This window comes from Sphingosinithalassobacter tenebrarum (assembly GCF_011057975.1).
In the GTDB taxonomy this organism is placed as follows: Bacteria; Pseudomonadota; Alphaproteobacteria; order Sphingomonadales; family Sphingomonadaceae; genus Sphingomonas; species Sphingomonas tenebrarum.
This window is the reverse complement of sequence record NZ_CP049109.1, coordinates 1066507-1080000: the sequence shown is the minus strand read 5'-3', so window position 1 is coordinate 1080000 and position 13494 is coordinate 1066507. Positions and strand designations below refer to the sequence as shown.

The window sequence follows — 13494 nt, the reverse complement described above, 5'->3', positions numbered from 1 at the left end:
CCACCAACGACAGCACTGGATCGGCCATAAGACCGACACGAAACTCGGCAAGAGCAGTGCGTCGAGGTATCTTGGTGTGGATGATAATCTCAGCCTTGAAATTCGGACGATCATCAAAGCGGTCACAATGATGTCGCCCGACAAAGTGACAACAACAAATCCGGTCCGAAAACCTTCATCGCTGCCGCCACGGCATCGATTTGAAAAACCCATTCACAATGTCAAAGAACTGCGGGCAGATCCCGCAAACATGCCACACACGAAGTGCACGGCAATCTCGTTGCTTCATCCCTGGATATCAGCAAGGCAGCTGGTGGAGCCTGTCGGGATCGAACCGACGACCTCAAGCTTGCAAAGCTAGCGCTCTCCCAACTGAGCTAAGGCCCCGTAGCTGCGTGACCCATATGGGTCGCTGCATCGGGCCGATCAAGCTCGTGGTGGGCCGAGTAGGAGTTGAACCTACGACCTCACGCTTATCAGGCGTGCGCTCTAACCACCTGAGCTACCGGCCCCTTGCCCTTTGCCGGCCAAAAGGCCGCGAGGGGCAGAAGCCAGCTCAGGCGCCCATCTCCGAAGAGATGGTATCCAGTGATGAAGGGACATGAGGACGGCGGCTATGTTCTTTGGAATGGAGGAAGCTCTTCCGACTGGCGAACCAGTCGGCGCTTTCCGCCGATATCCTTAGAAAGGAGGTGATCCAGCCGCAGGTTCCCCTACGGCTACCTTGTTACGACTTCACCCCAGTCGCTGAACCCACCGTGGTTGGCTGCCTCCTAAAAGGTTAGCGCACCACCTTCGGGTGAATCCAACTCCCATGGTGTGACGGGCGGTGTGTACAAGGCCTGGGAACGTATTCACCGCGGCATGCTGATCCGCGATTACTAGCGATTCCGCCTTCATGCTCTCGAGTTGCAGAGAACAATCCGAACTGAGACAGGTTTTGGAGATTAGCTCACACTCGCGTGATTGCTGCCCACTGTACCTGCCATTGTAGCACGTGTGTAGCCCAACGCGTAAGGGCCATGAGGACTTGACGTCATCCCCACCTTCCTCCGGCTTATCACCGGCGGTTCCTTTAGAGTACCCAACTAAATGATGGTAACTAAAGGCGAGGGTTGCGCTCGTTGCGGGACTTAACCCAACATCTCACGACACGAGCTGACGACAGCCATGCAGCACCTGTGTCCCAGTCCCCGAAGGGAAGAAAGGCATCTCTGCCAGTCGTCCGGGCATGTCAAACGTTGGTAAGGTTCTGCGCGTTGCTTCGAATTAAACCACATGCTCCACCGCTTGTGCAGGCCCCCGTCAATTCCTTTGAGTTTTAATCTTGCGACCGTACTCCCCAGGCGGATAACTTAATGCGTTAGCTGCGCCACCGAAGTGCCAAGCACCCCGACAGCTAGTTATCATCGTTTACGGTGTGGACTACCAGGGTATCTAATCCTGTTTGCTCCCCACACTTTCGCACCTCAGCGTCAATACCAGTCCAGTGAGCCGCCTTCGCCACTGGTGTTCTTCCGAATATCTACGAATTTCACCTCTACACTCGGAATTCCACTCACCTCTCCTGGATTCAAGCGATGCAGTCTTAAAGGCAGTTCTGGAGTTGAGCTCCAGGCTTTCACCTCTAACTTACAAAGCCGCCTACGTGCGCTTTACGCCCAGTAATTCCGAACAACGCTAGCTCCCTCCGTATTACCGCGGCTGCTGGCACGGAGTTAGCCGGAGCTTATTCTCCCGGTACTGTCATTATCATCCCGGGTAAAAGAGCTTTACAACCCTAGGGCCTTCATCACTCACGCGGCATTGCTGGATCAGGGTTTCCCCCATTGTCCAATATTCCCCACTGCTGCCTCCCGTAGGAGTCTGGGCCGTGTCTCAGTCCCAGTGTGGCTGATCATCCTCTCAGACCAGCTAAAGATCGTCGCCTTGGTGAGCTTTTACCTCACCAACAAGCTAATCTTACGCGGGCTCATCCCAGGGCGATAAATCTTTGGTCTTACGACATTATGCGGTATTAGCACGAATTTCTCCGAGTTATTCCGCACCCCAGGGCAGATTCCCACGCGTTACGCACCCGTGCGCCACTAGATCCGAAGATCTCGTTCGACTTGCATGTGTTAGGCATGCCGCCAGCGTTCGTTCTGAGCCAGGATCAAACTCTCAAGTTTGATGTTCGAACCGGCCGAGGAGGAATAGTCCCCGGCAAGCCCGCTCATTTCAAGGAGCCGTTCCTGCACAAATCTTACGATATCGAATGAGGCGAACCTCAATCGTCATCGTCACGTAATGGAAACGTGTAAGGACATGTTTCATGATAACCACCGAAGTGGAAACCATTGGAACGGCTTGGTTTTTCCGAGTACCCGACACCTTGAATGCCGGACCCGGGGCCGCCGCCCACATGTCCCTTCATCTAAAATCACAATGTCAAAGAGCGCAAAAGACCGACGCCTTGCCAACCCCTTTTTCTCGGGGCGACTGAAGCGCCTGGTTTTTGGTGACCGTCGAAGCGTTCCGTGTGGCCCGCTGCGTCGGTGGAGTGGCTTCTATGCCTGACGCCCCCACCCGTCAAACCCTTTTTTGCAATTTTCTTTCGTTCTGTCTGAAAGCCGCAGAAATCCGCGCTTTACGACACGGTAATGATGTCGTGCCAAATGGTTGGGGTGATCGAATCAACCGCCGAAAGCCCGAATCAGGGCCCCGACTCGCTTAGGAATCAGGTTCGCAGCGCCGTGATCTGGCGTTCGGGAACCCAGATTCTGGGCCAGCTCATCACCTGGGCATCCACATTCCTGGTGATTCGTATCCTTTCGCCCGCCGATTACGGTCTGTTCGCGATGACATCGGTGGTTCTGGTGCTGCTGAACATCGTCAACGGATTCGGATTCGCGAACGCGGTGATTCGCGAAGAGGCCGTCGAGCGACGGCAGCTGCAGCAACTGCTCGGCATGCTGATCGTGCTCAATCTCGCACTTGCCGCGACCCAGCTCGCGCTCGCGCCGCTTGCCGCCGCCTATTATCGCGAGCCGATGGTTGCTTCGCTGCTGCGGGTGCAGGCGTTGCTCTATCTCACCACGCCGCCGATCGCGCTGGCCTATGCCGTGCTCTCGCGCGCGATGGACTTTCGCCACCAGGCACAGGTGAACCTGATATCGGGAATCGCCGGCGCGGCCGCCGCGCTCGCGGGCGCGCTCGCAGGACTTGGCGTATGGACGCTGGTGCTCGCACCGCTGACGCTGTTCGCGGTGCGCGCGTTGGGGCTCACCATTGCCGCGCGCACCTTCATGCTGCCGCGATTCGATTTTCGCGGGGCGGGATGGATCGCGCGTTATGGCGCGGTGGTCGGCGTCACCCAGGTCTTCTGGTTCCTGCAAACCCAGGCCGACATCTTCATCGCCGGGCGCATCTTTTCCGCGGCGGAACTCGGCCTCTATACGACGGCGCTGTTCCTTACCCAGATGTTCGTCACCAAATTCGTGCCGCCGATCAACGAAGTCGCCTTTTCTGCCTATTCGCGGATTCGCGGCGACCATGACGCCTATGCCTCCGCCTTTCTGAAGGGCGTGCGCATCATCTTCGTGATCGGGCTCCCCTTTTACGCGGGCATGGCCGTGACCGCCGAACCGCTGGTGCATGTCGTGCTGGGCGAGAAGTGGCTGGGCACCGCGCCGCTGGTCCGCACGCTGGCATTCGCGATGCCGTTCATGACGCTGATCGTCCTGTTCACCCCCGCGCTCGAAGCGCTCGGCCGGCCGGATCTCAGCCTGCGCAATTCGATGGTCGGTTCGGTGATGCTGCCGGTCGCGTTCCTGATCGGCGCGCATTCGGGGGCGCAGGGCCTGACCCTCGCCTGGGTCGCGGCCTATCCGATGCTCGTCCTGATCGCCGCGATCTGGACGCTGCCCGCGCTCGAGGTGCGGCTCGGCGATCTGGCCGATGCGCTTCGCCCCTCACTGCTCGCGGCCCTCGGAATGGCCGTGGCGGTATTGCTGATCGATCGCGAGGCGATGTTGCTCGCCCCCCTGCCCCGGCTGGCGATCGACGTGGTGGCGGGGGCGGCGGTCTATGGCCTGTGGCTGCTGATCTTTGCGCGGGACAGTGTTGCCGAGCTGCTGGCGCTCGCGCGCCGCGAGGGCTGATCAGGCGGCGAGGGATCGCGAGGCGCGCAGAGTCGCATCGACATAGGCGCCGCGATGAAAGCGATAGGTGCCGATGAAATGCACGAACGCCGCGTCGCCCGGCAGCGGCTCGTTCCAGTAATTGAGATAGCGGTCATAGGGCAGCAGCACCGGCGGCCCTTCATTGGCGATGATGACGTTCGACATCACCTGCTCGCTGCCCCAGCGTTTCCAGTTGTCGCGGCCCAGCAGCGCTTCCGCCTCGGCGCTGAACGCGCGCGCGACATCGGGACCGAGCCCGCCCGGCGCGAATCCGGCAAAGCCCGCGCAGCCGCGAACATAGTGCCGGTCGGCCGGTAGCCCCGCATCGACGCGGCCCAGGATCGCCTCGGCCGCCGCCTGGATATGCGTGGCCGGATCGCACGGATCGACATCGGGCCGGGTCGCCAGGAACGCGTCGAGCGGCATCCATTCCGAATCGCTTTCGCCGCGCAGCGTGAAATCGCGCCCGGCGTCGATGGCATCGGCGACTTCGGGCACCGGGCCCAGCGTCACCGTGTCCGAATCGAGCTGGATCACATAATGATCGCGCCGCAATTCGAGCAGCAGCAGCAATCGCTCCCAACAGCTTTTGGGCGGGCAGCCGCCCAGATCGACCGAGGCGATACCGTGAATTTCGGGATTGCCGAGATGATGGTCCAGCGTCCTGCGATCCGCCGCGGTCAGCGTGCCGTCATCAAGGATCACCACCCGCCCGCGGCCGAGCCGCGCGTGCAGCGACTTCACCGCCACCAGATAGGGAAGCAGCACCCGGGTGCCGATCATCGAATAGAGGATGACGCCATCATCGCGCGGCACGATCGGCGGTGTCGCCAATATGCCGCGCGCGCGGCGCAGGTGCCATGCCTGCGCCACATGCCAGTGAAGATGCTCGGATAGCGTCGCCATGTCGCCGCATCGATAGCAAGCGGCGCATTAAGCAAGCGTAAGCGCGGGCAGACCGCGCGCCGGAAAATCAGGCGGTGCGGATATAGTCGCGCATCGCATCGGCTTCCGATTCGATCTTGTCCATGCGATGCTTCACCAGGTCGCCGATCGAAACGAAGCCGATCATCCTGCCGTCATCGACCACCGGCAAGTGACGTATGCGCCGCCGCGTCATCAGCGCGAGCGCATCGAGCACGCCTTCCTCGCTCGTCACAGTGATGGCGGGCGCGGTCATCACTTCGCGCACCGGCCGATCGAGCACCGAAGCGCCGTCGCGATCGAGACAATAGAGAATGTCGCGTTCGGAAAAGATGCCGGCGACATCCTCGCCCACCATCACCGGCATGGCACCGATTCGGCGGCTGGCCAGCATCGCGACCGCGTCGCGCACGGGGCGATCCCCGGGGATCGAAACGATGTCCTGGTCGCGTCCGCTCAGGATTGTCGCGATAGTCATGGCCTATCTCCTCAACCCGGTGCATTTCTGTTTTCACCCGAACGGCACCGGCTCGCGCGGGCAAATTCGTTTCAGGCGCTTGAGGATTTCACCTTTCGGCCCCAATTGCAAAACATGTCGCACCGCATCCCCGATCTGGACGATCCCGAATATGCCGCCTTCGCATGGGGCCGGTATCGCCGCATCCTCGGCTGGATGAGCGGCTTTGCGCTGCTGGTCGCGCTGGTCTGCGCGGGAATCATGTGGTGGCTGCTCGGCGAGTTCCAGATTCACATGCTGATCGCGACGGTGCTGGGCGTGTTCTTCACGGTCTTCCTCGCCGCCGCGCTGATGGGGCTGATGTTCCTCAGCTCGGGCAGCGGCCATGACGAGCGAATCGAGGATCCGCTCGCGGGCGAAATCGACATCGGCGACTGAGTTCAGCGCTCGCGCAGCCGATAGCGAATCACCGTCGCGGCATTGGCGGGCAGTTCGCCGACCCACACATACTTGCCGTCGCGCTCGATCACGCGCCCCGGCCCCGAAAAGCGCGAAAGGCGAAAATAGGCGACCGGCCCCAACATCGCCTCGCCCGCCACCGCGCCCGGCAGCGCGTTGGTCATCGTCACTTCGCGATCGAACCGGCCTTTCTTCTCACTGCGGTTCACGACGGCGGCGATCAGCTGCGTCGCTTCGGCCACATCGACATCGACTTTCTCGTCGATCGCCGTGTCGTCGATCGCGCCTTCGCCGATCAGCAGCCGCGTATCGCCATAAGGCCGGAACAGCGCGACCGGTCCGGCGGGCAGCGGCAGGCCCAGCCCGTCGCTTTCACGGTTGCGGCCGCGCAGCACAATCCGCGCGGGCATCCGGTCATAATCATATGCGACATCGAATCGATAGATCAGGTCGAGCTTCACTGATTCGCGCTCGAGCAGCGCGACCTGCTTCTGCGCCATCGCCGCGACATCGGTCGGAAACGGTACGCGATAGAGTTTGAGGTCGCCCAGTTCCTCCTGAACCGCGGTGGTACCCGATCCCGTGACAACGATTTCGCTCAGGTCACGCTGAACCGGCACCGCCATTGCTGCCGGCGCCGGCGGCGGGGGCGGCGGCGGAACCATCATCGGCATCGGCATCGGAGCCGCAAAACAGGTGAAGCTGACCGCGCCTTCCGGGTCGTCGGGATAGGGAGCCGAATCCTCGCGATTGACCTCGCCCGCCACCACCATCGTCTCGGCGTCCGGGAAAGTCGTCGAATCGCTGCTCGCCAGCGTCACCCAGCCGGTCAGCCGCACGCCGTCTCCCTCGGGATCGAGCGTCGCGACATAATTGGCCTGCCAGTCGAATCCCCAGGCGAGATAGGAAAGCTGCACCGTCGCCCACCCCGCGCGCGGCGAATCGATTTGCACCGAAAGCGTCGGCTTGGCCGAAAGCCCCTCCGGCACGCCGTCATAGACGATCGCATCGTCGGTCGGCCCGCAATCGAGCGCCTCGAACCCGTCGGCGGTCTGCAATATCGCCGCGCCGTCCGGCCCCGAACGGATGATCGCCCGTTCCTCGGTGCTGCTCCCCTGCCCCACGCGGCGGATCGTGACCGGCCGCCCGAAGCTACGCGCATAGAGGCTGCGCGGGGACAGCAGATCGGCGTCGAGATTCTTCTCGCGCGCTTCGGCGGGCAATCCGGTGACGATCGCGCTTTCGGGAAGCATCCCCGCCGCGACGCCTTCGAACCGGATGATCGAGCGCCCGGCGGGAATCTCGATCGTCCGCGTCTCGCTGACCAGCGCATAGCCTTCGAGCCAGTCGAGATCCATTTCCTGGTCCGGGTTGCGGGCGGGCGCGCGATAGATGGTAACGGCAACCGCGCCCGGCGCGTCGGACGTTACCATCGTCTGCGCAAGCCCGGGCGAGGCGGATGCCAGCGCAGAGGAGAGCAGGGCAAGGCGGACGATCCGCATCGCGCGGCTCAGAAACGCGTGTCGAACGTCGCGGTGACTTCGGCTTCGCCATTGGCGGGCACCGTCACCGTCCACAGTGCCTGATCCGAGTTGCGCCGTTCGGACGGCATCGATTCCTGCGTGATGCGTGTATCGTCCCACCAGCTGTCGAGGCCCGCCTGAACGAACTCGACCGTCACGTCCTCGGGCCGGGCATTGGTGAACTTGTACCGCATCTCGGTGCGCCAGCGGCGATCGTTGATTCGCGTCCGCGCGACCACGGTCGGCTGCACCTTCACGTCGAACGCTTCACCGGTCTTGAGCGCGAGCTGCGATCCCATCGGCGTGTGGCCAATATTGCTTTCGCCGATGAACTGCGGCGTCCCGCGCGCGTCGCGCATATAGACGCGCACCGTGCCGGCAGGCAGCGCATCGCCCAGCCCGCCATTGGCGGAGGAGGAAAAGCGCAGCACCGTATCGAAGCTCTGCGCGTCGCTGCTCTGGCCCAGCCAGCCGTTGCGATAATAATAGGCCTTCGCGGCAGGCGCGCCCGATACGTCGAGGAAGCTCACCTGCTTCTGCTGGGCATTGGCGATGGTGGTGCGTTCGGCCAGCGGATAGAGATAATAGTCGCCCAGCCGCTCGCGATTGGCGCTTTCGGTACCCGGCGCATTGCCGCGCGGCGCCGAAGCGCCATAGCGCCCGCCGCCGCCCGACTGGCCCGGCGTGCCCGCGACCAGGATCGTGTTGGCATTGGTGAAGCTGGTGCCGCTGTTGTTGTTCAGCGTCACCCACCCCTGCACGTCGATCTGCCCGGCGGTTTCATCGAACAGCGCGACATAGTCCGCACTCCAGTCGAGCCCGCGCGAAAGATAGGTGAGCGTCACCGGCCGCGTTCCCGCCCGCGCGCTGTCCATCGTGATCGAAAGCGTGGGGCGCGCACGCAGATTGGACGGCAGCGATCCGAAAACCACGCGCCCGCTGTCATCGTCGAGCACTTCGATCCGGTCGCCGATCTGCACGATCGTGCCGCCGTTATTGGCCAGCACGCGCGCGGTTTCGCTGCGCCCGTTGCGGACCAGCGTGATCGTCGATCCGACCGCCTTGTCCATCAGCTTTTCGGGAGTCAGCAGGTCATAATCGAAATTCTGCTCGACGATCTGCACGCCGCTGGCGGCGAGCGTCACGGTCTCGGGGCGGATGCGCGCCGAGACATCGGGGAATATCTGCTGGCTGCGCCCGGCGGGAAGCGCGAGCATCCGCGTGTCCTGCACCAGCGCCATATCGTTGTTGTAGATGGTGACGGCGACATCACCCTGCGCGGTCGCGCCCGGCATCTCCTGCGCCACCGCCGCACCGGGCAGGCCGGCGACGATCAATCCCAGAGCCAGTACACGCATATAGCCTCCCCCATATTTTGGGAGGAGCTTAGCGTCCCGGCCCGAACAATCCATGACGAATTTGCCCGGGCGCGATTCCCCCGCGCAAACAAAAACCCCGGAGCACCGGCTCCGGGGTTTCCTGTCATTACGCGGCGGCTTCGCCTTCGCCTTCGACCTTGGGCTTGGTCGTACGGCGGCGGCGCGGCTTGGGAGCCTCTTCGCCATCGGCCGCGCCCAGCGCGGGCGGCAATGCCGCCTCGATGCCTTCGGCGGGCGTATCCTCGGAGGCTTCGGCCTTGCGCGGGCGGCCGCGGCGGCGCGGCTTGGGCGCTTCCTCGGCTTCGGCGTCGGTATCGGCCCCGGCCGCTTCCTTGCCGGTCTCGGCGGTGTCTTCACCGTCGTCGGACTTGCCGCTCACGGCGCCGTTGGCGTGGCCGTTCGCGCGGCCATTGCGGCGCTCGCGACGCTCCTTGCGGGGCTGCTCGTCCTGATTGGCGGCTTCATTCTCGAATTCGCCATCGCCCTCATCATCCGAATCCCCGCGGCTGCGGCGCTGGTTTTCCTCCTGCCGCGCGCGGTTTTCGTTGAGGACGCGGAAATAATGATCCGCGAACTGCAGATAATATTCGGTGTTGACGCGATCGCCCTGAGTCTGCGCGTCCCGCGCGAGATTCTTGTATTTCTCGAGCAGCTGCGCGGCATTGCCGCGGGCCCGATTGTCGATGCGATTCCCGTTATTCTGGTTGGGGTTACCCTGCGAGCGCTGCCCGCCGCGACCGCGACGGCGGCCGGCCTGACGATTATTCATCAAGGTTTCGTTGTCCTGTTCTCAAAAAACTGTCCGTCGATCCTCGTCGATCCCGGATGCGAGTGTCCCGGCGGCGTACACGGCAACATCCGTGCGTTCCGCCCGCCACGGCCGCCGGACTGCAGCGGCTCACATGACAATGGATTGAGCAAGCGCTCCTTTAAGCAACATCAATGCTGAAAGTGCTCACCCCGCGACGGGTCTTAACCTGTGGCGTGCCATTATCCAAGCATAAATATATGACGATTTCGTGAGCATTCAATGCAAGGCCAGCGCGCGGGGCCGGTTCGCAAGGTCGCGAAACAGCCGCGCCGACATGCCTGCACGCTCCGCTATCGCCGTTACCGGCTCCGCCTGGGCCGACCCGATCTCCACTAGCGCGATGCCGCCCGGAGCCAACAGTCCGGGAATCTGCGGTATCAGCACGCGATAGGCATCGAGCCCCGCTTCCCCCGCGAACAGCGCCTCTCGCGGCTCATGGTCGCGCACATCGGCGGGCAGCGCCTCGCCTGTCCCGATATAGGGCGGATTGGCGAGTATCAGGTCGAACCGCTCCGATATCCCTTTCGCCCAGTCGCCCTCCGCGAATTGCGCCCGCGCCGCGAGCCCCAGCCGGTCGGCATTGCGCCGTGCGTAATCGAGCGCGACCGGCGAAGCATCGACTCCGAGCCCCCGCGCGTGCGGCCACTGGTCGAGCGCGGCGAGCAACAACGTGCCCGGCCCGGTGCCCAAGTCGAGGATCCGATCCGGCGCGCGCCCGCCGAAATGCGCGACCGCCGCTTCGATCAGCGTCTCGCTGTCCGGGCGCGGCACCAGCACGCCGGGCCCGACCATCAGCTCGATCGTCCAGAATGCGCGATGCCCGGTGATATAGGCGATCGGCTCATGCCCCAGCCGCCGTTCGACCAGCGCCGCGAATCCCGCCGGCGCCGCATCGCCCAGCCGCCCGAGCAACAGCGCGTCGCGCGTACAATCCATCGCATGCGCCATCAGCAATTCGGCATCGAGCCGCGGCGTGTCGCTCACGCCCTCCAGCCGCCGCGCCGCCTCCGCGATCGCGACGCGCGCTATTTCCACCCGTAGCTCGCGGCCCAGACGATCGCCTCCATCGCCTTGCGGTCGATCTCGGGAAAGGCGGCCTTCACTTCCTCGGCCGCCCAATGCGCCGCATCGTCGAGCGACATGCGGTTCCAGTTGGGCCGAAGGTTGGCGAGGATATCCATCGCCCGGTCGAGCTGCGGCTTCACCTTCGCCGCGCGGCGCTTGCCCAGCCCCTTTTCGACACGGTCGAAATCGGTGCTCGGCTGCGGCGCATTGTCGAAATTGAGATACAGCGCGATCGCGCGCGAAAGATCGTTGCGTCCAAACATCAGGCGGCGTCGAGCTGCGCCAGCCGCTCGGCCTCGTCCTCGGAAATCAGCGCGTCGATCAGCTCGTCCATCTCGCCTTCGAGGATTTCGGGCAGGCGGTGGAGGGTCAGGTTGATGCGGTGATCGGTGACGCGGCCCTGCGGGAAATTATAGGTACGGATGCGCTCGGAACGGTCGCCCGATCCGACCATCGACCGCCGCGCGCCGGTGCGTTCGGCGGCCAGCCGCTCGCGCTCCGCCTCGTACAGCCGCGTGCGCAACACCTTCATCGCCTTGGCCTTGTTCTTGAGCTGCGAACGCTCATCCTGCTGGATCACGACGATGCCGGTGGGGACGTGCGTGATCCGCACCGCGCTGTCCGTCGTGTTCACGCCCTGCCCGCCCGGGCCGGAGGCGCGGAAGATGTCGATCCGCAAATCCTTGTCGTCGATCTGGACGTCGACATCCTCGGCTTCGGGCAGCACCGCGACAGTCGCCGCCGACGTATGGATGCGTCCGCCGCTTTCGGTGACGGGCACGCGCTGAACGCGATGGACGCCGCTTTCGAACTTCAGCCGCGCGAACACGCCCGATCCGGTCACGCTGGCGACGACTTCCTTGTACCCGCCCGCTTCGGAAGCACTCGCCGAAATCAGCTCGACCCGCCACCCGCGATGATCGGCATAGCGCTGATACATGCGCAGCAAATCGCCCGCGAACAGCGCTGCTTCGTCACCGCCCGTCCCGGCGCGGATTTCGAGCATCGCCGGGCGCGCATCGGCGGCGTCGCGCGGCAGCAGCGAAAGCGCCAGCTTGCGCTCGGCATCCTCGAGCGCGCGTTCGTTGGCGTGCAGTTCCTCGGCCGCCATCGCACGCAGTTCGGCGTCGCCGTCGCGCGTCATCTGCCTGAGGCTTTCGGCCTCGGCCCGCAGCCGGCGGACATGGCCGGCCGCTTCGGCCACTGGCTCCAGCTCGGCATATTCCTTCGAAACCTGCACGAAACGCTCGCCCGGCAAATCGCCGGTCGCCATCTGCGCCTGCAATTCATCGCGCCGCGCCTCGATCGCGGCAATCCGGTCGGCGGGGATGCGAGTCATAGGCGGTCTACAATCTTACCCGACGGCAGCGCCCAATAAACCTGCCCTGCCAATTTCCGAGGCATTCGTTCGGCGAGCGGCGGAATAGCGTCACCAAACCCCTCGTCCCAGATGAACTCTTCCAGCGTGTTGGCGGCCAGCTTCGCGAGCAGCTTCTCCTGCTCCCCGCTCCGCAAATCCTTGATCGTCACTTGGTCGGCCGCAATCTCGTCATCGCCAAGGATCACTGCAAAGCGCGCTCCCTCTGCATTGGCGCGCGCCATTCGCTTCTTCATGTTCCCGCGAAACGCCATATCCGCGCGAAGCCCGGATTTGCGCAATTCCGCCAACACGCCCTGGGCGTGAATGCCCGCCGATTCGCCCATCGGCACAACCACGACGTCAACGCGCGGTGCCTCCGGCTCCGCAATCAGCATCGCCAGCCGCTCGACGCCCGCCGCCCAGCCGATCCCCGCAGTCGGCGGCCCGCCGAGCTGTTCGATCAGCCCGTCATAGCGCCCGCCAGCCAGCACCGTGCCCTGCGCGCCGAGCCGATCAGTGACGAATTCGAACGCGGTGTGGCGATAATAATCGAGCCCGCGCACCAGCCGCGGATTGCGCGTCCACGCCACCCCCGCCGCGTCGAGCCCGGAGGTCACCGCGTCGAAGAATTCGCGCGCCTCGGGCGTCAGAAACGCGTCGATATCGGGCGCGCTGTCGGCTGCCGGGCGATCGCGCGGGTCCTTCGAATCGAGGATACGCAGCGGGTTCTTTTCGAGCCGCATCAGGCTGTCCTCGGACAGCTCCGCCTTGTGCGCCTCGAAATGCGCGACCAGCGCATCGCGCCACGCGTCGCGCGTTGCCGCATCGCCGAGCGTATTGAGCTGGAGCGTAACTTCCTCGCCGATGCCCAGTTCGGACAGGAGCTGGCTGGCAAAGGTCAGCAATTCGACTTCGGCGGCCGGTTCGGGGGCGCCGAGAATCTCCGCGTCGAGCTGGTGAAACTGGCGAAACCGCCCCTTTTGCGGCCGCTCATAGCGGAACGCCGCGCCCGACGAGACGATCTTGAGCGGCGCGAACTGCTGCCACCCTTCGGTGAGATAGGCACGCGCGATCCCGGCAGTGAACTCAGGCCGCAGCGTCAGCGAATCGCCGCCGCGATCCTCGAACGAATACATTTCCTTCGAAACGACATCGGTCGTTTCGCCCAGCGAGCGCGCGAAGACGGCGGTCGATTCGAAGACGGGGATATCGACGCGCTGGAAGCAGAACAGCCGCGCGACATGCTCGAACGTCGCCAGCACTGTGGCGAAGCGTCGCTGGTTTTCGCCGAAGATGTCCTGCGTGCCGCGAATGCGGTTGGGGGTTTCGATACGTGCCATTGGGCGGGCTATC

General features: G+C 63.8%; 11 protein-coding genes, 2 tRNA genes, 1 rRNA gene and 1 pseudogene. 2 read left to right on the top strand and 13 right to left on the bottom strand.

The features are described 5' to 3' along the window. Positions 1 to 311 precede the first annotated feature (311 nt). From G5C33_RS05440 to G5C33_RS05430, 3 genes are all read right to left on the bottom strand, one after another. Positions 312 to 387: transfer RNA gene (locus G5C33_RS05440), tRNA-Ala, on the bottom strand. A gap of 48 nt (positions 388 to 435) precedes the next feature. Next, positions 436 to 512: transfer RNA gene (locus G5C33_RS05435), tRNA-Ile, on the bottom strand. A 173-nt stretch (positions 513 to 685) separates the two neighbouring features. Continuing rightward, positions 686 to 2171 (bottom strand): 16S ribosomal RNA (locus tag G5C33_RS05430). Positions 2172 to 2669: 498 nt separating this feature from the next. On the opposite strand from G5C33_RS05430, the gene G5C33_RS05425 reads away from it, so the two are divergent. Next, complete coding sequence (locus tag G5C33_RS05425; protein WP_407698075.1) at positions 2670 to 4142, top strand: lipopolysaccharide biosynthesis protein; 1473 nt, start codon at positions 2670 to 2672, stop codon at positions 4140 to 4142. Here the strand turns inward: G5C33_RS05425 and G5C33_RS05420 are convergent, their stop codons facing one another. Both G5C33_RS05420 and G5C33_RS05415 read right to left on the bottom strand, forming a co-directional pair. Further along, entirely contained in the window at positions 4143 to 5069 is a 927-nt protein-coding gene (locus tag G5C33_RS05420; protein WP_165326288.1) for a hypothetical protein, read from the bottom strand. It abuts the gene before it with no gap. Between the two features lie 67 nt (positions 5070 to 5136). Beyond that, entirely contained in the window at positions 5137 to 5565 is a 429-nt protein-coding gene (locus tag G5C33_RS05415) for a CBS domain-containing protein (RefSeq protein WP_165326287.1), read from the bottom strand. 114 nt (positions 5566 to 5679) lie between these two features. Between G5C33_RS05415 and G5C33_RS05410 the strand changes: the two genes are divergently transcribed. Next, on the top strand, positions 5680 to 5982 hold the full coding sequence (locus G5C33_RS05410; RefSeq protein WP_165326286.1) for a hypothetical protein: 303 nt from the start codon (positions 5680 to 5682) through the stop codon (positions 5980 to 5982). Between the two features lie 2 nt (positions 5983 to 5984). On the opposite strand, the gene G5C33_RS05405 is transcribed toward G5C33_RS05410, so the two are convergent. From G5C33_RS05405 to hisS, 8 genes and pseudogenes are all read right to left on the bottom strand, one after another. Beyond that, positions 5985 to 7505, bottom strand: coding sequence for a DUF4139 domain-containing protein (locus G5C33_RS05405; protein WP_228275198.1), 1521 nt, complete (start codon positions 7503 to 7505; stop codon positions 5985 to 5987). An 8-nt stretch (positions 7506 to 7513) separates the two neighbouring features. After that, positions 7514 to 8884 (bottom strand): DUF4139 domain-containing protein, encoded by a 1371-nt coding sequence (locus tag G5C33_RS05400; RefSeq protein WP_165326284.1) that lies wholly within the window; start codon positions 8882 to 8884, stop codon positions 7514 to 7516. 127 nt (positions 8885 to 9011) lie between these two features. Next, positions 9012 to 9284, bottom strand: coding sequence for a hypothetical protein (locus G5C33_RS19480; RefSeq protein WP_323126192.1), 273 nt, complete (start codon positions 9282 to 9284; stop codon positions 9012 to 9014). Positions 9285 to 9497: 213 nt separating this feature from the next. Continuing rightward, a pseudogene (locus tag G5C33_RS19475) lies at positions 9498 to 9674 on the bottom strand (DUF4167 domain-containing protein); the annotation flags it as partial. Positions 9675 to 9932: 258 nt separating this feature from the next. After that, positions 9933 to 10745, bottom strand: coding sequence for a peptide chain release factor N(5)-glutamine methyltransferase (gene prmC, locus G5C33_RS05390; protein ID WP_407698074.1), 813 nt, complete (start codon positions 10743 to 10745; stop codon positions 9933 to 9935). Then, entirely contained in the window at positions 10742 to 11044 is a 303-nt protein-coding gene (locus G5C33_RS05385; protein ID WP_165326281.1) for a hypothetical protein, read from the bottom strand. Before G5C33_RS05385 ends, prmC begins: the two co-directional genes overlap by 4 nt. Further along, a complete protein-coding gene (gene prfA, locus G5C33_RS05380; protein WP_165326280.1) occupies positions 11044 to 12120 on the bottom strand; it encodes a peptide chain release factor 1 in 1077 nt (358 codons plus the stop codon). Before prfA ends, G5C33_RS05385 begins: the two co-directional genes overlap by 1 nt. Next, a complete protein-coding gene (gene hisS, locus G5C33_RS05375) occupies positions 12117 to 13481 on the bottom strand; it encodes a histidine--tRNA ligase (protein ID WP_165326279.1) in 1365 nt (454 codons plus the stop codon). The genes prfA and hisS overlap by 4 nt, the downstream gene beginning before the upstream one ends. Between the last annotated feature and the right edge of the window lie 13 nt (positions 13482 to 13494).

Coding starts and splice junctions, on each gene's coding strand:
- G5C33_RS05420 (WP_165326288.1), bottom strand. CDS start 5,069: ATGGCGACGCTATCCGAGCATCTTCACTGGCATGTGGCGCAGGCATGG.
- G5C33_RS05415 (WP_165326287.1), bottom strand. CDS start 5,565: ATGACTATCGCGACAATCCTGAGCGGACGCGACCAGGACATCGTTTCG.
- G5C33_RS05410 (WP_165326286.1), top strand. CDS start 5,680: ATGTCGCACCGCATCCCCGATCTGGACGATCCCGAATATGCCGCCTTC.
- G5C33_RS05405 (WP_228275198.1), bottom strand. CDS start 7,505: ATGCGGATCGTCCGCCTTGCCCTGCTCTCCTCTGCGCTGGCATCCGCC.
- G5C33_RS05400 (WP_165326284.1), bottom strand. CDS start 8,884: ATGCGTGTACTGGCTCTGGGATTGATCGTCGCCGGCCTGCCCGGTGCG.
- G5C33_RS05385 (WP_165326281.1), bottom strand. CDS start 11,044: ATGTTTGGACGCAACGATCTTTCGCGCGCGATCGCGCTGTATCTCAAT.
- prfA (WP_165326280.1), bottom strand. CDS start 12,120: ATGACTCGCATCCCCGCCGACCGGATTGCCGCGATCGAGGCGCGGCGC.
- hisS (WP_165326279.1), bottom strand. CDS start 13,481: ATGGCACGTATCGAAACCCCCAACCGCATTCGCGGCACGCAGGACATC.